This is a genomic window from Dermacoccus sp. PAMC28757 (assembly GCF_014302635.1).
Classification (GTDB): domain Bacteria; phylum Actinomycetota; class Actinomycetes; order Actinomycetales; family Dermatophilaceae; genus Dermacoccus; species Dermacoccus abyssi.
This window is the reverse complement of sequence record NZ_CP060292.1, coordinates 1,828,257-1,853,127: the sequence shown is the minus strand read 5'-3', so window position 1 is coordinate 1,853,127 and position 24,871 is coordinate 1,828,257. Positions and strand designations below refer to the sequence as shown.

The 24,871-nt window shown below is 68.6% G+C and carries 23 protein-coding genes and 1 pseudogene; 8 read left to right on the top strand and 16 right to left on the bottom strand.

Translation table 11 applies throughout. The features are described from left to right. Nucleotides 1-133: 133 nt before the first annotated feature. The 8 genes from H7F30_RS08895 to H7F30_RS08860 are packed head-to-tail and all read right to left on the bottom strand — an operon-like array spanning nucleotide 134 to nucleotide 8,217. Nucleotides 134-1,078, bottom strand: a complete 945-nt coding sequence (locus H7F30_RS08895) for an ABC transporter permease (protein ID WP_187034663.1) — start codon at nucleotides 1,076-1,078, stop codon at nucleotides 134-136. Continuing rightward, entirely contained in the window at nucleotides 1,065-1,874 is an 810-nt protein-coding gene (locus H7F30_RS08890; RefSeq protein ID WP_082128831.1) for an ABC transporter ATP-binding protein, read from the bottom strand. Before H7F30_RS08890 ends, H7F30_RS08895 begins: the two co-directional genes overlap by 14 nt. A 1-nt stretch (nucleotide 1,875) precedes the next feature. After that, a complete protein-coding gene (locus tag H7F30_RS08885; RefSeq protein WP_187034661.1) occupies nucleotides 1,876-2,946 on the bottom strand; it encodes an ABC transporter substrate-binding protein in 1,071 nt (356 codons plus the stop codon). A 1-nt stretch (nucleotide 2,947) separates the two neighbouring features. Next, entirely contained in the window at nucleotides 2,948-4,372 is a 1,425-nt protein-coding gene (locus H7F30_RS08880) for a sulfate adenylyltransferase subunit 1 (protein ID WP_187034659.1), read from the bottom strand. Next, nucleotides 4,372-5,298 carry a sulfate adenylyltransferase subunit CysD gene (gene cysD, locus H7F30_RS08875; RefSeq protein WP_129665264.1) on the bottom strand — a complete coding sequence of 309 codons (927 nt, stop codon included), beginning with the start codon at nucleotides 5,296-5,298 and terminating at the stop codon, nucleotides 4,372-4,374. Before cysD ends, H7F30_RS08880 begins: the two co-directional genes overlap by 1 nt. Further along, nucleotides 5,295-5,840 carry an adenylyl-sulfate kinase gene (gene cysC / locus H7F30_RS08870; protein WP_255464718.1) on the bottom strand — a complete coding sequence of 182 codons (546 nt, stop codon included), beginning with the start codon at nucleotides 5,838-5,840 and terminating at the stop codon, nucleotides 5,295-5,297. The genes cysD and cysC overlap by 4 nt, the downstream gene beginning before the upstream one ends. Then, a complete protein-coding gene (locus H7F30_RS08865; RefSeq protein ID WP_047312015.1) occupies nucleotides 5,837-6,538 on the bottom strand; it encodes a phosphoadenylyl-sulfate reductase in 702 nt (233 codons plus the stop codon). The genes cysC and H7F30_RS08865 overlap by 4 nt, the downstream gene beginning before the upstream one ends. Then, nucleotides 6,535-8,217: a nitrite/sulfite reductase gene (locus tag H7F30_RS08860; protein ID WP_047312014.1), complete on the bottom strand. Its 1,683-nt coding sequence runs from the start codon at nucleotides 8,215-8,217 to the stop codon at nucleotides 6,535-6,537. Before H7F30_RS08860 ends, H7F30_RS08865 begins: the two co-directional genes overlap by 4 nt. A 116-nt stretch (nucleotides 8,218-8,333) precedes the next feature. Between H7F30_RS08860 and H7F30_RS08855 the strand changes: the two genes are divergently transcribed. Together H7F30_RS08855 and H7F30_RS15140 are read left to right on the top strand one after the other, a co-directional pair. After that, the gene (locus H7F30_RS08855; RefSeq protein ID WP_187034656.1) at nucleotides 8,334-9,329 is read left to right on the top strand and encodes a hypothetical protein; all 996 of its coding nucleotides are present in this window, start codon (nucleotides 8,334-8,336) and stop codon (nucleotides 9,327-9,329) included. After that, a pseudogene (locus H7F30_RS15140) lies at nucleotides 9,329-10,563 on the top strand (CapA family protein). Before H7F30_RS08855 ends, H7F30_RS15140 begins: the two are co-directional and overlap by 1 nt. Before the next feature lie 4 nt (nucleotides 10,564-10,567). Here H7F30_RS15140 and H7F30_RS08840 read toward each other — a convergent pair. Together H7F30_RS08840 and H7F30_RS08835 are read right to left on the bottom strand one after the other, a co-directional pair. Continuing rightward, complete coding sequence (locus H7F30_RS08840; protein WP_118912799.1) at nucleotides 10,568-11,359, bottom strand: TSUP family transporter; 792 nt, start codon at nucleotides 11,357-11,359, stop codon at nucleotides 10,568-10,570. A 128-nt stretch (nucleotides 11,360-11,487) separates the two neighbouring features. Continuing rightward, a complete protein-coding gene (locus H7F30_RS08835) occupies nucleotides 11,488-13,248 on the bottom strand; it encodes a proline--tRNA ligase (protein ID WP_187034650.1) in 1,761 nt (586 codons plus the stop codon). A gap of 115 nt (nucleotides 13,249-13,363) precedes the next feature. On the opposite strand from H7F30_RS08835, the gene H7F30_RS08830 reads away from it, so the two are divergent. Further along, nucleotides 13,364-14,086: a TIGR00266 family protein gene (locus H7F30_RS08830; protein WP_187034648.1), complete on the top strand. Its 723-nt coding sequence runs from the start codon at nucleotides 13,364-13,366 to the stop codon at nucleotides 14,084-14,086. 103 nt (nucleotides 14,087-14,189) lie between these two features. Beyond that, nucleotides 14,190-15,146: a dihydropteroate synthase gene (folP, locus tag H7F30_RS08825; protein ID WP_255464717.1), complete on the top strand. Its 957-nt coding sequence runs from the start codon at nucleotides 14,190-14,192 to the stop codon at nucleotides 15,144-15,146. Between the two features lie 27 nt (nucleotides 15,147-15,173). On the opposite strand, the gene H7F30_RS08820 is transcribed toward folP, so the two are convergent. Genes H7F30_RS08820 through ispG form a run of 3 tightly spaced genes read right to left on the bottom strand, consistent with a single transcriptional unit; the run spans nucleotide 15,174 to nucleotide 17,599 of the window. Beyond that, a complete protein-coding gene (locus H7F30_RS08820; protein WP_187034646.1) occupies nucleotides 15,174-15,590 on the bottom strand; it encodes a DoxX family protein in 417 nt (138 codons plus the stop codon). 9 nt (nucleotides 15,591-15,599) lie between these two features. Continuing rightward, nucleotides 15,600-16,439: a GNAT family N-acetyltransferase gene (locus tag H7F30_RS08815; protein ID WP_187034644.1), complete on the bottom strand. Its 840-nt coding sequence runs from the start codon at nucleotides 16,437-16,439 to the stop codon at nucleotides 15,600-15,602. A gap of 8 nt (nucleotides 16,440-16,447) precedes the next feature. After that, the gene (gene ispG, locus H7F30_RS08810) at nucleotides 16,448-17,599 is read right to left on the bottom strand and encodes a flavodoxin-dependent (E)-4-hydroxy-3-methylbut-2-enyl-diphosphate synthase (RefSeq protein WP_187034642.1); all 1,152 of its coding nucleotides are present in this window, start codon (nucleotides 17,597-17,599) and stop codon (nucleotides 16,448-16,450) included. 103 nt (nucleotides 17,600-17,702) lie between these two features. Between ispG and H7F30_RS08805 the strand changes: the two genes are divergently transcribed. Next, nucleotides 17,703-18,443: a pirin family protein gene (locus tag H7F30_RS08805; RefSeq protein WP_187034640.1), complete on the top strand. Its 741-nt coding sequence runs from the start codon at nucleotides 17,703-17,705 to the stop codon at nucleotides 18,441-18,443. A gap of 14 nt (nucleotides 18,444-18,457) precedes the next feature. Here H7F30_RS08805 and H7F30_RS08800 read toward each other — a convergent pair whose 3' ends face one another. Together H7F30_RS08800 and dxr are read right to left on the bottom strand one after the other, a co-directional pair. Next, nucleotides 18,458-19,780, bottom strand: a complete 1,323-nt coding sequence (locus H7F30_RS08800; protein WP_187034638.1) for an RIP metalloprotease — start codon at nucleotides 19,778-19,780, stop codon at nucleotides 18,458-18,460. Beyond that, the gene (dxr, locus tag H7F30_RS08795) at nucleotides 19,780-20,976 is read right to left on the bottom strand and encodes a 1-deoxy-D-xylulose-5-phosphate reductoisomerase (RefSeq protein ID WP_187037949.1); all 1,197 of its coding nucleotides are present in this window, start codon (nucleotides 20,974-20,976) and stop codon (nucleotides 19,780-19,782) included. The genes H7F30_RS08800 and dxr overlap by 1 nt, the downstream gene beginning before the upstream one ends. A 116-nt stretch (nucleotides 20,977-21,092) precedes the next feature. Between dxr and H7F30_RS08790 the strand changes: the two genes are divergently transcribed. Continuing rightward, complete coding sequence (locus H7F30_RS08790) at nucleotides 21,093-21,575, top strand: hypothetical protein (protein WP_187034636.1); 483 nt, start codon at nucleotides 21,093-21,095, stop codon at nucleotides 21,573-21,575. A 5-nt stretch (nucleotides 21,576-21,580) separates the two neighbouring features. Further along, complete coding sequence (locus tag H7F30_RS08785) at nucleotides 21,581-21,904, top strand: transcriptional regulator (RefSeq protein WP_187037947.1); 324 nt, start codon at nucleotides 21,581-21,583, stop codon at nucleotides 21,902-21,904. Nucleotides 21,905-22,133: 229 nt separating this feature from the next. On the opposite strand, the gene H7F30_RS08780 is transcribed toward H7F30_RS08785, so the two are convergent. After that, nucleotides 22,134-23,513: an L-serine ammonia-lyase gene (locus H7F30_RS08780; RefSeq protein WP_187034634.1), complete on the bottom strand. Its 1,380-nt coding sequence runs from the start codon at nucleotides 23,511-23,513 to the stop codon at nucleotides 22,134-22,136. A 112-nt stretch (nucleotides 23,514-23,625) separates the two neighbouring features. Between H7F30_RS08780 and H7F30_RS08775 the strand changes: the two genes are divergently transcribed. Then, the gene (locus H7F30_RS08775; RefSeq protein WP_187034632.1) at nucleotides 23,626-24,867 is read left to right on the top strand and encodes a trans-acting enoyl reductase family protein; all 1,242 of its coding nucleotides are present in this window, start codon (nucleotides 23,626-23,628) and stop codon (nucleotides 24,865-24,867) included. Nucleotides 24,868-24,871 lie beyond the last annotated feature (4 nt).

The window sequence follows — 24,871 nt, the reverse complement described above, 5'->3', positions numbered from 1 at the left end:
ACCTCCTGGAGTTGTCGTCACGCACCCGAGCGAGGGTGCGAAATGCGCGAGCACTCGGCCCGCGCGCGTCCACCTTACCGAACCTGACCCCCACGGGACACGCGCATTTGGGGTGGGTCGGTTCTGCCTGAGGTCACAGCCCGCCCGCGGTGAGGCCGCGACGACGCAGCAAGCTGCGCTCGATCGGGCTGAAGAGCAGCAGTTCCACGGCCAGACCGACAGCAAGGACGAGACCGATCGCGGCGACGACCGTCGGCATGTCGGAGTTCGCCTGTCCCTGGCTGAGCATCGAGCCGAGACCGAAGCCCAGTTCGGGCGAGGAGACGATGAGTTCGGCGGCCATGAGGGAACGCCACGCGAAGGCCCACCCCTGCTTGATACCGGCGAGGTAGGTCGGCATCGCGGCGGGAAGCAGGACGTGACGTACCAGCTGCGTGCGCGACGCACCGAGCGTCCGGCCGGCCCGTTCGAGCAGCGGTGGCACTTGGTCGAGGCCGCCGATGAGGCCCATCGCGATCGACGGCACCGCGGACAGCAGAATGACGGCGTAGATCGTCGTGTCCGTGAGGTAGAACATCATGACCGCGAACGGCACCCACGCCACCGACGGCAGGGACTGGATGGCGGCCAGCAGGGGCCGGAAGGCCTTGCGCGCCAACCGGTGACGCCCCACGAGCAGGCCGAGCGCGCTGCCCAACACGACGGCGACGAGGAACCCGATCACCCCGCGGCGAAGGCTCACCCAGATCGCCGAGAGCGCGTCGCCCGAGGTGAGCGAGCGCCACAGCGCGGCAGCAATGTCGCCTAGCGGCGGCAGGGCCCACGTCGGCTTCACCTGCAACCAGACGAGGCACTGCCACCCGAGGGCGACGAGGGCCAGCGCGCCGAGCGGCGCGAGGACGGACGTGAGGTCGACGCGGCGACGCTTGGGTCGCGCCTGGACCTCGAGACGGTCGAGGCCCGAGGTCACGTCGGCGTCGCTGATCGCCGGCGTGGCGCGCACGACGGAACGGTGTCGGTGCGCATCGACCTCGAACGGGTCCTCCGCGTAGCTACGGCTCGAATCAGGCGTGGGCATGGCGGCTGATCTCCTCTCGCAGGCGGGCGGTGATCTCCCGGGAGAGGTCACCCACGCCCGAGTCCTCGATGATGCGCGGGTGCGGCAGGTCGACGTCCCACGTCCGCGCCACGCGGCCGGGGCGCGAGGAGAGCAGGACGACACGCTGGCCGAGGCGCACGGCCTCACGCACGTTGTGAGTGACGAAGACGACAGCCATCCGCTCGCGCTGCCACACCTCGGTGAGCTCGCCGTGCAGGAGGTCACGGGTCATGGCGTCGAGCGCCGCGAACGGTTCGTCCATGAGCAGCACCCGCGCGTTCTGGGCCAGAGCCCTCGCCATCGCGACGCGCTGGCGCTGACCACCGGACAGCTCGTGCACGCGACGGCCGCCGGCACCGGCGAGGCGTACCGTCTCGAGCAGTTCTTCGGCTCGTGCGCGGCGCTCTGGAGCCGCCACTCCCCCGAAGCGCATCGGGGCCTCGACGTTCTCGCGTGCCGTGAGCCACGGGAACAGTGCGCTCTCCTGGAACATGAGCGCGGGCTGCGGTCCGTCGACCTCCACGACTCCGGATGTGGCGGGTTCAAGTCCCGCAACGATCGACAGGAGTGTCGACTTGCCACAGCCGGAGGCTCCGAGGACGGAGACGAACTCACCCGGCGCGACGTCGAGGTCGATGCCACCGATGGCTTCGACGGCGTCCTCGCCGTGGCCGAAGACCTTGCGCAGCGCGCGCAGTGAGACGGCCGGGCGCACGTCGTGCTCCCCCGGGCTCGTCGGCTCGGGTCGGCGCAGCTGTGGTCGTGTGTCGGTCATGTCAGGCCTTTCCTCGTGCGCCGTAACCGCCGTCGTCGGCGCGCTCGAGACTGCGTGCGGCGAGCGCTCGGTTGAGCGGCGCGAGATCCGCGATGCCGTGCAGATTCGGTTTCACCTCGATACCGCCCGTGGCCCAGGTGTGCTCGGCCACCTCGGCGACGTTGGTGAGCATCGGATCCCAGCCGAACTCGACGCTCCTCATGGCGCGTTCGATCACGGTGGGCTTGAGCTTCTTCCCGGCGATTCGCTCGATCTCGGAGTTGAGCAGGGTCGATGCCTCGTCGCGGTGCGCCCGGATCCATCGCACCGTGTCGACATGCGCGCCGAGCAGCGCCTCCACCTGCTCGGGGCAGCGGCGGCGGTAGTCCTCGGACACGACGACGCAGGTCGTGGCGAAGCGCCCGCCCGGCCACCGGGTGCGCTCGTCCACGAGAACGTGCGCCCCCGCTTCCTCGACGAGCCGCGACACCCACGGTTCGGCCTGGTACGACGCATCGAGGCGGTTCTGCTTGAACTGGTCGAGAGTCTGGCTGTTGGCCATCCACAGCACCTCGACCGCGTCCTTGCCGGAACCGGTGGAGATGCCCTTCTCCCGCAACAGCGTCTTGAGCGCAACGTCCTGAGTGCCGCCGAGCTGCGGCGTCGAGACCCGACGACCGCGCAGGCCTTCGACGCTCTCGATGCCCTTGCGTGCCACGAGCGCGGCGCCTCCTGAGGCACCACCGGCCACGAGCCGCACGCCCTGACCCTTCGTCCGCACCCACGCGGTGATCGCCGGGTTGGGTCCGAGGTAGGCGACGTCCAGCGCGCCGGCGAGCATCGCCTGAACGGCCGAGGGTCCGCTCGGAAAGATCTGTGGCTCAAGACGCACACCGGGCAGACGCTCAGCGAACGTGCCCCGAGCCATGCCGGCCACGGCCACACCGTGCGTCACGTTGGCGAAGTAGCCGAGGCGAAGCCTGTGCGGGGACGCCTCAGCGGCGCCGCACGCGGTGAGGGCGGGCAAGGCGAAGGGTGCCCCCACAGCGGCCGCGAGAACGGCGCGTCGCGAGGGACGATCGAGGGTGGTCATGTCAGCCGGCCAGCCAATCCTCTTCGGACTCTTCCTCCGGCTCCTCGCCGGCCGCCTGCGCCCCGAGGCCGAGGTCGGCCCCGACCATGCCACCCCCGATCGTGGCCCCGCTCGCAGGATCGATGACGAGGAAGGCGCCCGTGCCCCGGTGACGGGAGTAGGCGTCGACGGCCACCGGCTCCGCGAGGTGGAGCACGACCTGCCCGATGTCGTTGAGGCCAAGGGAATGCGCTCCGTCGGCCGGGTGCCACGTGCTCTCCTCGACGTCCCAGTGATGGGTGACGTCGGTGAGGACCGCTCGCACGACCTTCGTACCCGCCTTGACGAGAACACGCTGGCGCGGCGTGGTCGAACCTTCGGCGAGCCACGCCACGACACCCTTGAGCTCGCTCGTCACGTCGGGTGCGTCCGCCTCGGACTCGACGACGAGGACGTCACCGCGGGCGACGTCGAGTTCGTCGGCCAGGCGGATCGTCACGGATTCACCGGCGCCCGCTTCCTGCGCCGAGCCCGTGGGTGTGTCGATGCCGATAACCCGTGATCCCAGCCCGAGGGTGGAGGCACGCACGACGTCTCCGACGTGCACGACGCCGGACGTGATGCGTCCGGCCATTCCCCGGTAGTCGGGGTGGTCGCTCGTGCGCGGGCGGATGACGAGTTGCACCGGCATCCGGAAGTTCTCGACCCGCAGGTCGCGAGCCACCGGAAGGTTCTCCAGCAGCGTGAGCAGAGGCTCGCCCTCGTACCAGGAAGGGGCCGGCGCGACAACACCCTCTCCGGTGAGGGCCGACAGGGGGACGACGGCGACGTCGCCCGCCAAGCCCACCTTCTCGACGAGGTCACGGGTGTCGCGGGCAACCTCGTCGAAGCGCTCCTCGGACCAGTCCACAGCATCCATCTTGTTGAGCGCGAACACGACGTGCGGCACGCGCAGCAACGCCATGAGAGCCGCGTGCCGCCGGGTCTGCGCCGAGACGCCGTGCCGCACGTCGACGAGAATCACCGCCGCATCCGCCGTCGACGCGCCCGTCACCATGTTGCGGGTGTACTGGACGTGGCCCGGGGTGTCGGCAAGGACGAAGGTGCGCTGCGGCGTGGAGAAGTAGCGGTACGCCACATCGATCGTGATGCCTTGCTCCCGCTCCGCACGCAGACCGTCGGTCAGCAGCGCGAGGTCGACGGTGTCGGCTCCGCGCGACGTGCTCGCCGCGACCATGGAGTCGAACGTGTCGGCCAGGATGTTCTTCGTGTCGTGCAGCAAGCGCCCGACGAGGGTGGACTTGCCGTCGTCGACGCTGCCCGCGACGACGAGGCGCAATTGTTCCGGAGCCGCCGTGGCACCGCTCGCGTCAGCCGGCTGTGATGGCACCGCGACCTCGCGTCCCGTCTCCGGTCGGCCCGTGGGTGTCACGTGGGTCGTTGTCATCAGAAGTACCCCTCTCGCTTGCGGTCTTCCATCGCGGCCTCGGAGAGGCGGTCGTCGGCGCGTGTGGCGCCCCGTTCGGTGAGGTGGCTGGCGGCCACTTCGGCGATGATCTCGGCGGTGGTTCGGGCACTGGATTCGACTGCGCCGGTGCACGATCCGTCACCCACAGTCCGGTAGCGGACGCTCTTGGTCACGACCTTCTCGTCGGGGCGCGGACCGAACCACGGGCCCGACGTGAGCCACATTCCGTCACGTTCGAACACCTCGCGATCGTGGGCGAAGTAGATCGGCGGGAGCGCGACGTTCTCGGCCTCGATGTAGCGCCAGATGTCGAGCTCGGTCCAGTTGCTCAGCGGGAAGACGCGCGTGTTCTCCCCCGGCGCGTGCCGCCCGTTGTAGACGTTCCACAGTTCGGGTCGCTGGTTGCGCGGATCCCATCCGCCGAGCGCGTTGCGCACGGAGAAGATGCGTTCCTTGGCGCGTGCCCGATCCTCGTCACGACGTGCGCCACCGAGGAGCGCGTCGAACTTCTGCTCGGCGATCGTGTCGACGAGCGGCACCGTCTGCAGCGGGTTGCGCGTGCCGTCCGGACGCTCGGTGAGGCGTCCGTCGGCGATCCAGTCCTCCACTGCCGCGACGTGCAGCCGCAGGCCGTGGCGAGCGACGATCTCGTCACGGAAGGCGATCACCTCGGGCAGGTTGTGTCCCGTGTCGACGTGGAGCAGCGTGATGGGCAGCGGCGCCGGCGCGAGCGCCTTGAGCGCCACGTGGAGCAACACGGCCGAGTCCTTGCCACCGCTGAACAGCAGTGCAGGACGGTCGAACTCGGCGACGACTTCACGGATGATCTCGATGGCCTCCGCTTCGAGAGCGCGGAGCGTCGAGGCTTCGGCGGGGTTCGTCGGGGTGTGCTCGAGCACGGTCATGACAGGTTCCTTTCCGACTCGTCGGACAGAAGGAGGGCGAGCACTTCAGCCGCTGAATCACGCACGCTGCGGCCCTCGGTCTCGAGGCGAAGATCAGGGTCCTCGGGAATCTCGTAGGGGTCGTCGACCCCGGTCATCGCAGGGATTTCGCCGGCGCGAGCCTTGGCGTAGAGGCCCTTGACATCGCGTCGTGCGCACTCCTCGAGCGAGGTTGCGACGTGGACTTCGACATAACGGGCACCGCTCGCCTCGTGGCGTGCTCGGTTCTGCTCGCGGGCGTCCGCATACGGGGCGATGACAGGCACGACGGCCCAGACCCCGTTGCGTGCCAGCATGTCGGCGAGGAAGCCGACCCGCGTGACGTGCGTGGTGCGGTCCTCGCGCGAGAAGCCGAGTCCCTTGCTCAGGGATTCGCGCAGTTCGTCGCCGTCGAGAAGTTCGACCCGCTCGCCCCGGGCGCGCAGGGCCTCCACGAGCTCGTGGGCGATCGTCGACTTGCCGGCACCGGAGAGCCCGGTCAGCCACACCGTTGCGCCGCTCACAGGTTGATCCCGCATTCGGTCTTGTCCTGGCCCGCCCAGCGGCCGGCGCGAGCATCCTCTCCGGGTGCGACCCGGCGGGTACACGTGGCGCACCCGATCGAGGGGTAGCCCTGGGTGAGCAGGGGGTTACTGATGACGCCGTACGCCTCGATGTACTCCTCGACGTCGGTGTCGCTCCACGCGACGATCGGCGCCACCTTGATCCGTTCGCGGCGCTCGTCGAAGCTGACCACCGGGGTGTCCCGGCGTGTCACGGCCTCGCTGCGCCGCACCCCCGTCGCCCACGCCTCGTACCCGTCGAGTGCATCGTCGAGCGGGTGCGTCTTGCGCAGAGTGCAGCACAGGTCCGGGTCACGGGAGAACAGGTCCTTGCCGTGGCTCGCGTCCTGTTCGGCCACGCTCTGGGTCGGCGTGAGGTTGCGCAGGGTGATGTCGTACTCCTGCGCGACCCGGTCACGCGTCGCGATGGTCTCGGCGAAGTGGTAGCCCGTGTCGAGGAAGAGCACGTCCACACCCGGCATGACACGTGACGCCAGGTGCGGCAGAACGGCGTCCTGCATCGAACTCGCGACGGCGAACTTGTCACCGAACTCCTCGCGCGCCCAGTCGAGCACGCGGATCGCCGGAGCTCCGTCGAGATCGCGGCGAGCAGCCTCCGCCACGGATCGCAGGGTCTCGGCGTCACGGACGGCGCTCATCGCAAAGCCTCCTCGTCCGCGCGACGAGCCCAGTCGCCGAAGGTCTCGCTCACCTCACGCTGTTCGACGAACCGGGTGACGACGCGTTCGACGTAGTCGCCCAGCTCGGTGGCGACCACCTTGTGCGCGCGCAGCTTGCGCCCGACGACGAGGTCCTCCCCGAGACCGCCTCCGAGGTGCACCTGGTAGCCGGGCACCTGTTCGCCGTTCTCGTCCGTGACGATCTGTCCCTTGAGGCCGATGTCGGCCACCTGGATGCGGGCGCACGAGTTGGGGCAACCGTTGAGGTGGATCGCGATGGGGTGTTCCAAGACCTCGTTGAGGTGTGCCAGGCGCGTCTCCAGTTCCTCGACGAGGTCGGCCGCGCGCTTCTTCGTCTCGACGATGGCGAGCTTGCAGAACTCGATGCCGGTGCACGCCATCGTGGCGCGACGCCAGTGCGACGGGCGGGCCTCGAAGCCCAGCGGTCGCATCGTGTCGACGAGTGCCTCGACGTTCTCGTCGGCCACGTCGAGCACGACGAGCTTCTGATAGGGCGTGAGTCGCACCCTGGCCGACCCCGCAGCTTCCACGGCGTCCGCGACGGCCGCGAGCGCCGTACCGCTCGTGCGACCGGCGACGGAGGCGAAGCCGACGAAGTTGTCGCCGTCCTTCTGGCGGTGCACACCGATGTGATCGATCGTGTGCTTCGGCGTGGGCGCTGGCGGCCCGTCGACGAGCTTTCGACCGAGGAACTCCTCCTCGAGCACCTGCCGGGTGCGCTCGGCGCCCCATTCCTCGACGAGGTACTTGAGGCGCGCGCGGTTGCGCAGGCGTCGGAAGCCGTAGTCGCGGAAGAGCTTGACGACGGCGAGCCACACCTCGGGCACCTCCTCGAGGGGCACCCAGGCACCGAGGCGCAGGGCGAAGAACGGCTTGGTCGAGAGGCCCCCGCCGATCTGCAGGTCGAAGCCCGGTCCGTGCTCGGGATGGATCGAGCCGACGAAGCTGATGTCGTTGATCTCGGGTGCCATGTCGGGCAGCCACGCGATCGCCGTCTTGAACTTGCGCGGAAGGTTGGCCAGCTCGGGGTCGCCGACGTAGTGCTTCTTGATGTATTCGAGCGCCGGGGTGGCGTCGAGTACCTCATCGGGGTGCACGCCGGCCACGGGCGAACCGAGGGCCGTGCGGGTGCAGTCTCCGCACGCTTCCATCGTGTCGAGACCGACGGCTTCGAGGCGCTCCCAGATCTCCGGCACGTCCTTGACGTCGATCCAGTGGTACTGGATGTTGTGCCGGTCCGTGATGTCGGCGCTGTCGCGGGCGAAGTCGGTCGAGATGCCGGCGAGGACTCGCAACTGCTCGGTGGTGAGCTGGCCGCCGTCGATGCGCACGCGCATCATGAAGAACTCGTCGTCGAGTTCTTCGGGCGGCAGCGTTGCCGTCTTGCCACCGTCGACACCCGGGCGACGCTGCGTGTACAGACCCATCCAGCGGAAGCGGCCACGCAGGTCGGTGCCCTCGATCGTGTCGAATCCACCGGCCGCGTACTCCTCGAGGATACGGCGGCGAACGTTCAGCGGAGCGTCGGCCTGCTTGAAGACCTCGTTCGGATTGAGGGGGTCGCGTTCCCCGAGGGCCCACTGGCCTTCGGGCTTGCGTGCACGGCCCTTCGGGCGGGCCTGGGTCGTCGCCGTCATCACTACTCCTCGCATCGGCCCCATAACCCTTACTTTTGCATCACCCAACTGCAACTAATGACTCCGAGCGGTCCACACTGTGAACGCTCCCCCGTCGTCCGTGGGACGATGAGCGCATGCCGTCTGCTCGTCCCCCTCACGCGCTCGCCCGTCGCACCTTCGTCGCAGCCGCGCTCGTCGCACCGCTCGCCGGGTGCGGGCTCCGGCTCGAGAGTGACGCCCCCGTTCCCGGCCCCAAGGCGGAGCCCGCGCCTGACACGAAACCGCTCGAGCAGGTTCGCGCCTGGCTCGTCGAAGCAATGACGGCCGCGGAGCGCGAGACCATCCACCATGCCCAGGCCGGAACTGCGCAGAAGTTGCACAACGCCCAACTCGACCGTCTCGACGCGACGCTGAAGGGCCTGGGTGCCACGACGCTTCCGTCGGTGACGGCAACCGGCACACCGAGTGCTCTGCCGACGAGCTCGAGTTCGTCGACCCCCGCGAGCACGCCGAGTTCGACGCCCGAGCAGGTCCCGCCGTCGGCATCCCCCTCGGCCTCGCCCACCGGCGAATCGACGTCGTGGACGAGGGCCGAGAGCGTCTGGGCCGGAGCACAGGCAGCAGTCGTCCTGCAGCGCGTCAGCAGGAACTCACGGCCGGTCGCCCTGGCGATCGCTGCCGCGAGTCTCGCGTCGTTACGACCCGCCGACATCACCGTCCGGTGGCCCTCGACCATCGCCATGCCCCGAACCGACGGCACTCTCCTCGCGTCCGTCGAAGCAGTCATCGACGCCCTCGAGTGGTCGGCGGCTCGCACCAAGCTCTCCGCGCGCGAGGAGATCACCGCGCAGCTCGAGTGGGCCTATGCTGCGCGCTCACTCACCCAAGCCGGCATGCCCGCGCAGGCCGCCGGCAAACGCGCGCCCTGGCGCACGTACTCCACCCACGCGCAGGCTCACGACGTGGCCCGCAAGGCCGCGTTGGGAGTCGTGTCGGGCGCTGCCAAGGTCTCGTCCTCCACGAAGAGCGCACACGAAGCTGCGGGGTTGCTCTCGGTCTGGTCCGGGGCGGCTGCGGTGGCCGAGCAGCTCGGCGAACCGCTGCGTCCGCTTCCCGGACTCTCCGCCTGATGGGTCGTTCACCACGACCTACGATGCGTCCCATGCGGACCCGCGCCCACGCCACCGTCCTCGCGGCCGCGCTCGTTCTCCCCGCGGGATGCTCCTCGGGCTCGTCGACATCGTCGCCGTCGGCCACCTCGGCGAGCAGTCACTCCTCCTCCGAGTCGAGCACCACACCGAACTCGCAGGCTCCCTCCGGTTCGGGCACTTCCTCGATCCCCGCGCCGAAACCGGTCACCGGCAGGCCCGCCACGATCACCATCGGTGCCTCCGGTGACCTCATCGCCCACGCGAGCACCGTCGCGCAGGCGCGAGCGGCCGCGGGAGGGCGGGGCTACGCCTTCGCCCCCTTCTTCGCAGCCCTCAAGCCGACGGTCGGGGCCCCGACGATCTCCATCTGTCAGATGGAGAATCCGCTGTCGCGCACGAACACGGATCTTTCGGTCGAGTACAGCTTCAACGCGCCACGCGAGTTCGCTACAGCGACGCGATCAATGGGCTTCGACGGGTGCAGCACGGCCAACAACCACACGTGGGACCGGGGCCAGAAGGGCATGGAGGAGACGCGCGAAGTCCTCGCGGCCAACCATCTCAAAGCCTCCGGCCCCGGGACGAAGGCGGGCGAGAAGGCCAGCCCGTGTTCTACGAGGCCAACGGTCTGAAGGTCGCGCAGCTGTCGTACAGCTACAGCCTCATCAACGCTGTCGGCGACCAGTCGAGCGTGCCGAAGGAAGCGCCTTGGCTGAAGGACGCCATGTGGTTCACACGCACGTCCAAGGGCGTCGTCAAGGATGCCGCCGCAGCGCGCGCCCAGGGCGCGGACCTCGTGCTCGTCTCCATGCACTGGGGTTATGAGTACGAAGGGGTCAACGCTCAGCAGAAGCAGGTGACGGCGGAGCTGATGCGCTCTGGCCAGGTCGACTGGATCATCGGCAACCACCCGCACGTCGTACAACCCTGCGACAAGGTGAACGGTCGCTATGTGACCTACTCGCTCGGCAACTTCTTCAGCGGGCAGATCGCGGCGATCAAGCCAGGAACCGCCGACGGAGCGTTCGCCGCCGTGACCTTCGAGCGGGACGCAGCCGGCAAGTGGAAACAGTCGATGACGTTCCAGCCGACCTACCAGAACCAGACGACGCGACACGTGGAACTGGCGAGCCCGACCTCGAACGCCGACTCCTACCGCAAGACAGTCAGGACGATGGGTCTCATGGGCTGCGACGCGAAACCGGCGAGCTGAGCCGTCAGACGAGCCCGAACTGGTGCGCTGTGTCGTAGCCGATCTTGACCACGAACGCGCCCACGACGAGCACGAAGACGACGCGGACGAACCCGGCACCCTTCGACACGGCCGTGCGCGCGCCGACGTAGCCGCCGGCGAGGTTGGCCAGCCCGAGCACGAGCCCGACCTTCCACATCACCGCTCCGGCGGGGATGAAGACGACGAGGGATGCCAGGTTGGTGGCGAAGTTCGCGAGCTTCGCCTTGGCCGACGCCTCGAGGAAGCGGTATCCGAGCAGGCTCACGAGGGCGAAGACGAAGAAGCTGCCCGTGCCGGGGCCGAGAGCGCCATCGTAGAAACCGACGCCGAGCCCGATGGCCGCAGCCGTGCCGTAGTGACGGCGCGTTCCGGCGTGACGCAGGTTCTCGAGCTGACCCATGGACGGCTTGAGGAGGGTGTAGGCACCCACGCAGACGAGCACGACGAGGATGATCGGGTTGAAGGCCGAGCGCGGGATGTGGCTCGCGACGGCGGCGCCTGCCACCGAACCGGCAAACGAGAAGCCCGCCAGCGGTAGGGCTGTGCGCAGGTCAGGTTTGACTCGGCGCAGATACGTCGCGGAACTCACCGACGTGCCGCAGATCGAGCCCAGCTTGTTCGTCGCGAGCAACTGTGCCGGGGCAGCGTGCGGAAACGCGACCATGAGAGCGGGCAACTGCACGAGCCCGCCACCGCCGACGACGGCGTCGATCCAGCCGGCGCAGGCAGCAGCCAGGCCGAGCAGGACGAGGGTCATCAGCTCCGGGTCGTTCACCACGACATCGTCGTGCAGCCACTCGGCTGCGGCAACTCGGTCTCACGTGCGACGCGGCCGGGTCTCCACACGCACGAGGGCCCCGACATCGGCGCCGGGGCCCTTGTGGGCGAGAAGGAGAGCGCGGATCAGCCGCGGACGTCCGTGACGACGGCCTGCGTCAGCTCTGCAAGGGGGACGTCACGCTTGTCGCCGCTGCGGCGGTCCTTCACCTCGACGAGGCCGTCGGCCAGGCCGCGGCCGAGCACGACGATCGTCGGCACGCCGATGAGCTCGGCGTCCTTGAACTTCACGCCGGGGCTCACCTTCGGGCGGTCGTCGTAGAGCACGTCGAGACCCTGTGCCTCGAGGTCGGCGACGACCTTCTCGGCCTGCTCGTAGACGGAGGCGTCCTTGCCCGTGGCGACGACGTGCACGTCGAACGGTGCGATGTGGCGCGGCCAGATGAGGCCGAGCTCGTCGAGGTTGCTCTCGGCGATGGCGGCCACCGCGCGCGAGACGCCGATGCCGTAGGAGCCCATCGTCACCGTGACGAGCTTGCCGTTCTCGTCGAGCACCTTGAGACCGAGGGCCTCGGCGTACTTCGTGCCGAGCTGGAAGATGTGCCCCATCTCGATACCGCGTGCGAGCGTGAGCGGCCCGGAACCGTCGGGCGCCGGGTCGCCTTCCTTGATCTGCGCGGCCTGGATCGTGCCGTCAGCGGTGAAGTCACGGCCGTGCACGAGGTCGATGACGTGCTTGCCGGCTTCGTCCGCGCCGGTCACCCACGCCGAACCCTCGGCGATGCTCGGGTCGAGCAGGTAGCGGATGCCGCTGCTGTTCGACTCCCCCAGGACGCCCGGGCCGATGTAGCCCTTGGCCAGCATCGGGAAGGTGGCGAAGTCCTTCTCCTCGAAGGCCTCGACGTCAGCCGGCGACACCTGCGCCTCGAGACGCTTGGCGTCGACCTCGCGGTCACCGGGCACACCGATGGCCAGGGGTTCACGCGTGCCGTCGGGGTGGACGAGCATGACGAGGACGTTCTTGAGCGTGTCGGCGGCGGCCCACTCACGGCCGTCCGTGCGCGGATGGTTCGCGTTGAGGGCCGCGACGAGCGTGTCGATCGTCGGGGTGTCAGGTGTGTCCTCGACATGCGCGGCGCCGGCGGTCACCTCGATGGGCTCGGCCTGCGGCACGACGACGGCCTCGACGTTGGCGGCGAATCCCCCGGGGCTGCGCACGAAGGTGTCCTCACCGTGCGGGCTGACGGCGAGGAACTCCTCCGAGGCGCTGCCACCCATGGCGCCGGAGTCGGCGTGGACGGCGACGTACTCGAAGCCGAGGCGGTCGAAGATCTTGACGTACGCACCGCGGTGCTTGAGGTAGTTCTCCTCGAGGCCCTCGGGCGTGTGGTCGAACGAGTAGGAGTCCTTCATGATGAACTCGCGTCCGCGCAGCAGACCGGCGCGGGGACGCGCCTCGTCGCGGTACTTCGTCTGGATCTGGAACAGGATCGTGGGCAGTTCCTTGTAGCTCGAGAACATGTCCTTCACAGTGACCGTGAACATCTCCTCGTGCGTGGGGCCGAGCAGCATGTCGACGCCCTTGCGATCGGCGAGGCGGAACAGGTTCGGGCCGTACTCCTCCCAACGACCCGTGGCCTCGTAGGGCTCACGCGGCAGGAGGGCGGGGAAGCTCAGTTCCTGACCACCGATGGCCTCCATCTCCTCGCGGACGATGGCCTCCACCTTGCGCAGCACCTTGAGGCCCAGCGGCAGCCAGGTGTAGATGCCGGGGGCGGCGCGACGCACGTAGCCCGCGCGCACGAGCAACTGGTGACCCGGCAGCTCGGCGTCCGAAGGGTTCTCGCGAAGCGTTCGCAGGAACAGGTTGGACATGCGCTGTGCCACGTTGGCTCTCCTCGATCTCGGGTGACGAGCCCACCTACGGGGCAATCGTCATACCGGCCAATGATAGTCGGCCAGAACCCCCGAAACTCACCGCCTCCGCTGCCATGATGGCGGTATGCAGATCAACCTCCGCCACAACCCTTCGTTCGCCGTGGCCCGCATGTTCCTCGCGCCCGGAGAGCCCGTCCAGGTCGAGTCCGGCGCGATGATGGCGCACTCCCCCGGCGTGCAGATCTCGAGCAAGGCAGCGGGCGGCGTCATGCAGGGCCTGAAGCGCTCCGCTCTCGCCGGTGAGTCATTCTTCACCACCACCTACACGGCGCCCCAGAACGGGGGTTGGGTCGACGTTGCCGGCGTCTTGCCCGGCGACATCCTGCCGATCGAGATGCGCCCCGACCGCCCGTTCTTCGTGGCTCGCGGCAACTGGATGGCGAACAGCTACGGCACGGAGATCTCCTCGAAGTTCGGCGGCATGGGCAACCTCTTCGGTGGTGAGGGCGGCTTCGGTCTGCAGGCCAGCGGCGAGGGTCTCGTCCTCCTGTCCGTCTACGGTGCCATCGACATCGTTGACCTGCAGCCCGGCGAGCAGGTCGTCATCGACACGGGCCACGTCGTCGCGTACGACCTCAACATGCAGTTCCGCACCCGCCGCGCCGTCGAGGGCAAGTCGATCCAGTCGATGAAGTCCGGCGAGGGTCTGGTGTTCGACTTCGTCGGCCCCGGCCGCGTCTACCTGCAGTCACGTAACCCGTCGGCGTTCGCCGCGTGGGCGTCCAGCATCGCCCCGAGCGGCAACCAGTCCGGCGGCCTCGGCGGCGTCTTCAACGCCTTCAACTGACGCCGTCCCCGACGCGCGAGGAGGGCGCGCACCGCCTACTGGCGGTGCGCGCCCTTCGGTCTGAACAGCACGCTCGCCCGCATCGCCCCAGTAGAGTCGCCGCGTGCCCAACAATCCGCACGACCGACTCGCGTCCCCGGCTCCCCTCGTCCTGCGGGGTCGACGCTTCGACGCGCGACACCCGGCCGTCATGGCGATCGTCAACCGCACCCCCGACTCCTTCTACGCCGGCAACCGACACTCTGATCTCGACGACGCCCTGACGGCGCTCGAGACTGCGGTCTCCGAGGGCGCGGACATCATCGACGTCGGCGGAGTACGGGCAGGCGGCGAGGGTGCGTGGGTGAGTGCGGAGGAGGAAACGGACCGGGTTCTGCCCTTCCTCCTCGAGGCCCGGCGGCGTCATCCCGACGTGGTGCTGTCGCTCGACACGTGGCGCTCCGAGGTCGTCCTCGCCTGCGCCGACGCGCAGATCGACCTCGTCAACGACACCTGGGCCGGGCACGACGGTGAGCTCGCCACCGTCGCGGCCCGAATCGGGGCAGGCATCGTGTGCAGTCACACGGGCGGGCTGCCCCCGCGCACCGACCCCGTCGCCATCACCTACGGCGACGACGAGCTCGACGTCGTGAATGACGTCGTGCGAGGCCTCGCCGTGGAGGCGGACCGAGTGCGCGCTGCGGGTGTGCCGGACGAACGCATCCTGCTCGACCCGACGCTCGACTTCGGCAAGACGACCCGCCACTCCCTCACGGTGCTATGCCACAGCGCCGACGTCGTCGCGCTCGGCCTGCCGGTCATGCAGGCCATCTCACGCAAGGACTTCGTCGGGGAGAGCCTCGACCTGCCGGCCGACGAGCGGCTCGAGGGGTCGCTCGGGGCCACCGCCGTCGCGGCGTGGCTCGGTGTGACTGTCTTTCGTGCTCACGACGTGCGTGCGACGCGAAGGGTGCTGGACATGGTGGCCTCGATCCGCGGCGATAGACCGCCTGCCCGCGCCGTCCGTGGTGAAGCGCCCGACGGCGTGCAGGCAACGCTGCTGCGTCACCCGCGGGGCTGAACGACGCAGCCCTAGGAGCGGCTCTCTCTAGCCGCGGCCGCCCCGAGCAATCGCGACGCTCGAGCGGATGAGCGGCCACTGCAGCGGAAGACGTGCCACGCTCAGGGCGCGCTGCACCTCACGCTGCGGCGTGCTGCCACGGCGCGTGATGCGCGAGTGCGCCTGACGCGCCATCTCGACGTTGGCGGGGAACACAGCCACGAGCAGAGCAGCCGACGCGGCGCCTGCAACCTCACGGGTGCGCGGCGTGAGCATCCCTGCTGCACAGGCCAGTTCGGCGACACCACTCACATAGACGAGCTCACGACGTCGCGGCAGTTGCTTCGGCACGATGCCCTCGAACACCTGAGGCTTGACGAGGTGGATGACGCCGGAGACGACGTACGCGCCGACAAGGCCCCGCGCCACCGGCGTGAGGTGAGTGATGTTCGCTCGCAATTCCATGACGATCTCCTAGAGGATGACGGTGGCGAAAGTGCCCACGCGCTCGAAGCCCGCCGTGAGGTAGGCACGCAGCGCCGGGAGGTTGTAGTCGTTGACGTAGAGACTCACGGTATCCGCATGAGCCTGCTCGACGAGGTCGGCGACGGCGGCCATGCACGGTGCGGCGAGACCGCGCCCTCGATGGCTCGGCGCCACCCAGACGCCCTGGATCTGCGCCACGCCCGACGCGAGCGAGCCTACGTCCGCCTTGAACACGATCTCCTCACCTTCGGTGACGACGTAGGTGCGCCCGTGCTCGACGAGACGTGCGATGCCGGCGCGGTACACCGCGTCGCTGCCGACGTACGGGCGGTACCCGATCTCCTCGGTGAACATCGCAGCGGCAGCGGGAACGAGAGCGTCGAGGTCGTCACGCCGTGCCGGGCGGACGCGCCGGTCGGGAGTGACCCCGGTCTTCTCTCGCGCCGAGCGCGACGTCAACATGAGAGGTTGCTCGGGTCGGTAGGACATGGGCTCACCGAAGGAGCCACGCAGGTGGTTCCACAGGGCAAGCGTCTGGTCGGCCGGACCGAAGAGCGAGGCAAAGCGCCGCTTGCCGCGCCGAAGGCGACTCGCGTACCGGGCGACGTCCTCGGACGCGAGGTTCACCGGCACGACGTTGGCCGAAGCCCACACCATCGAGCGCAACGGCGAGCCGCCGAGACCGAAGGCCACTCCCCCGGCGCCGAGCAGGCCTTCGTCGAGACGTGCGGCGACGAAGACGTTGTGGACGCGGTCGAGGTCGCACAGCGCACGGGCGTCGTCGACGTCGGCCGCACTGAGCGTCCGAACGCCGGAGGTGCGCAGCATGAGGGGCGTCAGCTGACGGAGACCGAGGGCGCGCCGCCCTCGGCGTCCTCGCCCATCTCCTCGGCGATGCGCATGGCCTCTTCGATGAGGGTTTCGACGATCTGCGACTCGGGCACCGTCTTGATGACCTCACCCTTGACGAAGATCTGGCCCTTGCCGTTACCGGAGGCGACGCCGAGGTCGGCCTCACGGGCCTCGCCCGGACCGTTGACGACGCAGCCCATGACGGCGACGCGCAGCGGCACCTCCATGCCTTCGAGGCCCTTCGTCACCTGCTCCGCGAGCGTGTAGACGTCGACCTGCGCACGGCCACAGCTGGGGCAGCTCACGATCTCGAGCTTGCGCGGCTTGAGGTTGAGCGACTGCAGGATCTGGTTGCCGACCTTGACCTCTTCGACCGGCGGGGCCGACAGGCTGACGCGGATCGTGTCACCGATGCCGCGCGAGAGCAGGGCGCCGAATGCGGTGGCGGACTTGATCGTGCCCTGGAAGGCGGGGCCGGCCTCCGTGACGCCGAGGTGGAGCGGCCAGTCGCCGCGCTGGGCGAGCATCTCGTAGGCGCGCACCATGACGACGGGGTCGTTGTGCTTGACCGAGATCTTGAAGTCGTGGAAGTCGTGCTCCTCGAAGAGGCTCGCCTCCCAGACGGCCGACTCGACGAGCGCCTCGGCGGTCGGCTTGCCGTACTTCTCGAGAAGTCGCTTGTCGAGCGAGCCGGCGTTGACGCCGATGCGGATGGAGACACCCGCGTCCTTCGCCTCCTTGGCGATCTGCTTGACCTGGTCGTCGAACTTGCGGATGTTGCCCGGGTTGACGCGCACACCTGCACAGCCCGCCTCGATGGCGGCGTAGACGTACTTGGGCTGGAAGTGAATGTCGGCGATGACGGGGATCTGCGCCTTGCGAGCGATGGCGGGCAGCGCCTCCGCGTCGTCCTGGCTCGGGCAGGCCACGCGCACGATGTCGCAACCAGACGCCGTGAGCTCGGCGATCTGCTGGAGCGTGGCGTTGATGTCCGTCGTCGGCGTCGTCGTCATCGACTGCACGGAGATGGGTGCGTCACCACCGACGTCGACCTTGCCGACCTTGATCTTGCGGGTCTTGCGGCGGGGCGCGAGGACAGGTGCGGGGGCCGAGGGCATCCCAAGAGAAACCGGCATGCGCCAATCCTAAGCCTGCCGACAGGATGCCCGCTCCCCGCCGGCTGGGAATCGCCTCTGCCCGGCGGACGTTGGCCCGAACGTGACGACCCCTCAGCCTCTGATGCGTCTGTACCCGGCGAGTGAGCGCTCGGAGCAGCGCGTCGACGGGATGCTCGGGCGCTTCTCCTTCCCGTTCGCGGGCAACTTCGACCTCGCCAGGTACGCGCACGGCGCACTCCTCGTGCACAACGACGACATCATTGATCCGGGCGGTGGCGTCGACCCGCACCGCCACAGCGAGATGGAGATCGTCACGTGGGTCGTCGAGGGCGAGGTACGCCACACCGACACCGCCGGGCACACCGCGCACCTCACCGCAGGCACGATGCAGCGCATGAGCGCGGGCACCGGCATCCTGCACTCCGAACTCAACCCGAGTGACTCAGACCCCGCGCGCGTCGTTCAGATGTGGGTGCCGCCGGACACCCCGCGCCTTCGCCCTGCCTACGCGCAGCGCCACCTGAGTGACGCGCTCGACGAGGCCGCGCAGGAGGGCCGTGCCGTGACCGCGCTGTCCGGGCGTGAGGGCGAGGAGCCGGGACTCGGCATCGCCAACCACTGGGTGGCCCTCGACATCGCCAGAGTTCTACCGGGTCGCGAGGTCTCGTTTGCTGCCGCGCCGCACACGCACCTCTACGTCACGCGAGGCGCACTCGAGGTGAGGGCCGACGACGTCGACACCTCGATCGAGGCGGGCGAGGGTGATGCCGTGCGCGGCTCGTGGACCGGCGCCCTCACGGCGCGTTCGGCGAGCGAGGACGTCACCGAGGTGCTCGTCTGGCGGATGCACGCCAACTTCTGAGCGGTACGTCCCGATCAGTTGAACGTGATCGGCTTGACGACGTCGGCGTAGATGAGCAGCACCGACATGCCGATGAGCAGGATCGAGACGGCGTACGCGATGGGCAGAGCCTTCGTCACGTCGGCGTAGACCGGCCCGGTGATCCCACGAGCACGCGCGATGGGGCGCTTGATCGCCTCCCACAGGGCACCCGCGATGTGGCCACCGTCGAGGGGCATGAGCGGGATGAGGTTGAAGACGAAGAGCGCCAGGTTGAGCGAGGCCAGGAGATTGAGCAGCAAGAGCACCTTTTGCCCGAGCTCCACCTGCTTCGACTCCGCCACATCACCGGCGATGCGCGTGACACCGACGACGGAGATCGGCCCGTTCGGGTCGCGCGCCTCGTCACCGAACGCCGCCTTGGCGACGCCCTGCATCTTGGAGGGAATGTTGAGCACGACGCCGGCGGTCTGCTTGAGGCTCTCGCCGAGCATCGGCACGGCGGCCGCCGGGTTGTCGCGCTGAAGGGTGACCTGCCCGATCGACAGCCCGACGAATCCGGCGTCGACCATGACGTCCTTGCCGGTGGCGTCGGTGACGGGGTCGCCCTTTCCGTCGAGCTTGACGACCTTCGTCGTCTTCGGGGTGACGGTGAGCGTGACGTTCTTGCCGTCACGCTCCACGACGAACGGAATGGGCTTGTCGCCATTTTCCCGAATGACGCGCGTGGCGTCGCGATTGCTCGAGACCTTCTGACCGGCGATGGAGACGATCTCGTCCCCGAGCTTGATGCCGCTCGAGGCGGCCGGTGCTTCCTGACCGGCGGGGCACTCCGCGCCGTCGGCGACCTTCGTCAGACACGTGGTGAGCGAGGTGACCTTGGTTCCGGCGAGCTTGGGCATGCCGACGCCGGAGACCATGACGACGAGCACGACGGCGGCGATGACGAGGTTCATGAACGGCCCGCCGAACATGACCGTGACCTTCTGCCATGTCTTGAGCTTGTAGAACACCCGGTTCTCGTCGCCGGGGCGCATCTCCTCGTACGACTGCTCACGCACCTCGTCGGCGAGTTGGGTGAAGCGGCCGGTCGACGAAGCCCGCACGGTGCCTTCGGGATCGCCCGCCTTCGGTGGATACATGCCGATCATGCGCACGTAGCCACCGAGCGGAATGCCCTTGATGCCGTACTCGGTCTCCTTTCCGTGGCGCGACCAGATGGTCGGGCCGAAGCCGATCATGTACTGCGGCACGCGCACGCCGAACTTCTTCGCGGGCAGCATGTGCCCGCATTCGTGCAGGGCGATCGAGAGCGCGACGCCCACAACCATGAAGAGCACACCGGCGAGGAACAACATCAGCGGGCCACCTTGTCGATTGCATCGTGGGCTGCGGCTCGTGCCCACGTCTCGGCGGCGAGGACGCCGTCGACGTCGAGTTCACCACTCGTTGCTGTGTGTTGCCCGACGACCTTCTCCACGGTGTCGACGATGTCGAGGAACCCGATGCGCCGATCGTGGAAGGCCTCGACGCACTCCTCGTTCGCGGCGTTGTAGACCGCCGGATAGGTGGCCCCGGCGGCGCCGACCTCACGAGCGAGGCGCACGGCGGGGAACGCCTCGTCGTCGAGGGGTTCGAAGGACCAGTTCATGGCCTTGGTCCAGTCGATCGGCGTTTCGACGTCAGGGATGCGGTGCGGCCAGTCGAGCCCCATGGCGATGGGCACGAGCATCGTCGGCAGACCGAGTTGCGCGACAACCGCGCCGTCGTGGAACTCGACCATCGAGTGGATGTACTGCTGGGCGTGCACGACCGTCTCGACCCGCTCGATGGGGATGTCGAAGAGCAGGTGCGCCTCGATGACCTCGAGGCCCTTGTTGACGAGGGTGGCCGAGTTGGTCGTGATGACCCTGCCCATGGCGAAGTTGGGGTGCTTGAGCGCCTGCTCGGGCGTGACGTCGCCGAGTTGCTCGCGCGTCATGCCGCGGAAGGGGCCGCCGCTGGCGGTGACGACGAGCTTGCGCACCTCGTGCGCGGCGCCGGAGGTGAGCGACTGTGCGATGGCCGAGTGCTCGGAGTCGACCGGAACGATCTGTCCGGGCTTCTCGAGCTTCTTGACGATCGGGCCGCCAACGATGAGCGACTCCTTGTTCGCGAGCGCCAACGTGCTGCTCGCTTCGAGGGCGGCGACGGTGGGGCGCAGGCCGATCGAACCGGTGATGCCGTTGAGGACGACGTCGGCTCCGACACCGGCCGCGCGGACGGAGGCGTCGTCGCCGACGACGACACGGCTGACCGCGCGCTTGCCCGTCGCCTGGGCGGCATCGGCGATGAGGCTCTCGAGCTTCGCCCGGTCACCCGCTGCGATGCCGACGAGTTCGACGTCGAACTCGACGGCCTGCTGTGCGACGAGCTCGAGGTCGCGTCCGCCCGCGCTGAGCGCGACGATGCGGAAGCGCTCGGGGTTGGCCCGGACGATGTGGCACGCCTGAGTGCCGATCGAGCCGGTGGAACCGAGGAGGGAGACGGTGCGCTGCGTTGTCACGTCGTCCATTGTGACGGACGGCTCCGACAATCCCCCACCGACGATGCTGACGCCTGCCGTCCGCGCACCACCGATTTCGAGGCGCACACTTTCCATATCGGAAAGTCAGGGGTAAACTTTCCACCATGGAAAATCACATGGAAGCTCAGGAATCCCCTCGGGACGTGCAGCTGACGCGTGAGCGCACGGCCGATCGTCTCGTCACGCCGCGCTGGTACCACCCCACGCTGGGCCTTGCCGTTGCCGCCGTGTGCCTCGCCGTGGGTCTCGGCACGTCGCCCACCGGCGTGGCGGTCATGCTCGTGGTGTGCCTTCTCGCCGCAGCGACCATGGGCGCTCTGGTGCGGACCTACCGCGATCGAACGAACGTGTGGGTCGGTCCCGCCCAGGCACGCGGCTCGGCGCGACACTGGTGGATCGGCTACGTCGTCGTCCTCGTCGCGTGCATGGCTGTAGCCGTTTTGCGCGGCGCGTTCGACTGGAGTTACGGCGTGAACGTCGTCGCAGCGGCGGTCGCGTTCGTTGCCACGGTCGTCATGGGACGACGAGTCGACGAGGCTCTGCGTGACGGGATCCGTTCGGGCGGCGTGCAGGCGGCGTCGCGTTGAGCGCTGTGACGCCGGCGTTCGACGAGGTGATTCACGCGCCGATCCGGTTGCGCATCTGCGTCATGTTGGCGCCGGTCGCCAGCGCGGGGTTCCAGGGTCTGCGCGAGGATCTGGACGTGGCGGACAGCGTGTTGAGCAAGCACCTGAAGACGCTCTCGGAGGCGGGCTACGTTTCGCTGCGCCGCGAGGGTGCGAAGGGCAAGCGGCCGACGACGTGGGTGACGCTGACGAAGGCGGGCCACCAGGCCCTGAACGGCCACCTCGCGGCCCTGGAGCAGCTGGCAGCCCAAGCCTCGACAAGCACATCCGCGACATCGTCAACGCCCTGACTACGAACAAGGTGACCACGGCAAAATAGCCATCCAAAGAACGGAAGCCGCAACACTCTTCGGAAACAGCACCACGCTGGAAGCGGACCCGTCGAGCGACTGAGTGAGCGAACCGACCGCCGAGCTTGCGAGGCGGAAGGTCGCTCACTCAGTCGCGAAGACGCCCGAAGCGCCGTCGCACCGAGACAGGCCCCCTAGGGCCTGGCCGGAAGACGGCGCAAGGGAGGACTCAGCACTCGATGACGTTCACCGCGAGCCCGCCGCGGGCCGTCTCCTTGTACTTGATGCTCATGTCGCGGCCGGTTTCGCGCATCGTCTTCATGGCCTGGTCGAGGCTGACGGTGTGTTTGCCGTCGCCGCGCTTGGACAGGCGCGCGGCGTTGATGGCTTTGACCGCTGCGATGGCGTTGCGCTCGATGCAGGGGATCTGCACGAGGCCGCCGACGGGGTCGCACGTGAGGCCGAGGTTGTGTTCGATGCCGATTTCGGCGGCGTTCTCGACCTGTTCCGGGTTTCCGCCGAGAACTTCGCAGAGCGCTGCGGAGGCCATGGCGCAGGCGGAGCCGACCTCGCCCTGGCAGCCGACCTCGGCGCCGGAGATGGAGGCGTTCTCCTTGAAGAGGATGCCGATGGCGGCGGCGGTGAGCATGAAGCGCACGATGCCGTCGTCGTCAGCGCCACGCACGAAGGTCGTGTAGTACTTCAGCACCGCGGGGATGACGCCCGCGGCGCCGTTCGTCGGCGCGGTGACGACGCGGCCGCCGGCGGCGTTCTCCTCGTTGACGGCCATGGCGAACAGGTTGACCCAGTCCATGATGTCGAGCGGGTCGACGTGGTCGCCGGGGCCGACCTGGGCGTTGAGGGCGCGACGGATCGCGGGGGCGCGGCGCGGGACCTTGAGGCCGCCGGGCAGCGTGCCCTCGGTGGAGAAGCCGTTCTCGATGCACTGGTCCATGACGGACCACAGGTGCAGCATGCCGGCGCGCACCTCGTCGGCGGAGCGCCACGCGAGTTCGTTGCGCAGCATGACGTCGCTGATCGACAGACCCGTGCGCTCACACACGGCGAGCAGTTCCTTGCCGGTGGAGAACGGGAGCTCGACCTGCGTTGTGTCCTGGACGACGCGGTCGGCGCCGAGGGCGTCCTCGTCGACGACGAAGCCGCCACCGACGGAGTAGTAGACGCGCTCGACGAGGGTGTTGCCGGCGTCGTCGAGGGCGCGGGCGATCATGCCGTTGGGGTGGCCGGGCAACGTCTTGCGACGGTGCAGCACGAGGTCTTCGTCGTCGAGCGGAAGCTCGCGCGTGCCGCCCAACATGATGCGGTGCGACTCCTTGACCTCATGGAAGCGGTCGTCCGCAGTGTCGGTGTCGACCGTCTCCGGGTCCTCCCCCATGAGTCCGAGGACGACGGCCTTGTCGGAACCGTGGCCGTGGCCCGTCTGCCCGAGCGAGCCGCAGAGTTCGACCTGCACTCGGGCCGTGTCGTCGAAGTGGCCTTCGCTTCGCAGGACGTCGAGGAAGCGTGCGGCTGCCCTCATCGGGCCAACGGTGTGTGAGGAGGAGGGCCCGATTCCGATCGAATAGAGCTCGAATGCGCTCAGTGCCATGCGTCACCATCCATCATGCGGACAGATTGGCACACATCTCGGGCGGATTCCCAGTTGAGACGAATCACGAGGCAATCGGCCTCGCCGTAGGCGAGCCGGTAGGCTCGACGACATGACCTCAACAGATCGTGAATTCGACGTAATTCTTTTCGGCGCAACAGGATTCGTCGGGGAGCTCGTAGCCGCAGACCTGGCCGCCCACGCACCCGCCGGCACCCGAATCGCCCTCGCCGGGCGCACCCGCTCCAAAGTTGAGACGGTTCGTCAGAATCTCGGCGCGAACGCCGCGGGATGGGGCATCGTCGAGGCCGATTCGAACGACGAGGCGTCGCTGCGAGCTCTCGCCGAGAGCACCCGTGTCGTCATCTCCACCGTCGGCCCGTACGCGCGTTACGGCTTGCCCCTCGTCGGCGCCTGCGCCACCGCGGGCACGCACTACGTCGACCTCACCGGTGAGGTGCTCTTCGCCCGCGACTGCATCGACCACTACGACGAGGCGGCCCGGGCTTCGGGCGCCCGCATCGTTAATTCGTGTGGTTACGACTCGGTGCCGTCCGACCTGGCGGCCTTCCTCACCGCACAGACCGTTCGTGACGCCGACGACGGCGACCTCGGGGACACCACGGTCTACGCCTCGATGAAGGGCGGGATGAGCGGCGGCACCGTCGCCTCGGCCATTCAGCAGGCCGACGACATGGCCTCGCAGCCCGAACGCCGCAAGATCGCGGGCGACAAGTTCTCCCTCTCCCCCGATCGCGCCGCCGAGCCCGAGGGCGAGTACAAGGACTCGCTCAAGGTCGGTTACTCGGAGGACCTCGAGGCCTGGACTGCGCCGTTCGTCATGGCCTCGTACAACACGCGCATCGTGCGCCGCAGCAACGCCCTGTTCGGCCACGGATACGGCAAGACGTTCCACTACCGCGAGGTGATGAAGGCCGGAGCCGGCCTCAAGGGACGCCTGCGCGCCTACGCCATCGCGGGTGCCCTGGCGGGCGGTTTCGCGGCGCTGGGCAGCCAGAAGGCTCGCCCGATCGTGGAACGCCTCGTGCCCAAGCCGGGCAGTGGGCCGGACGAGAAGTCTCGCGTCAACGGCTTCTTCCGCATGGACCTGCGCACCACCACGACGACGGGCGCACGCTACCGCGGCATCGTGGCGGCACAGGGCGACCCGGGCTACAACGCCACCGTCGTCATGCTCGCCGAGGCCGCGCTCACGCTGGCCGAGGGCGACCTGCCGCAGCTGCCCACCGGCGCCGACGGCGGCGTGTTGACTCCTGCGGTCGCACTCGGCATGCCGTACGTCGAGCGCCTGCGCGCGCGTGACTTCACGCTCGAGGCGACGAAGCTTTCCTGACGCC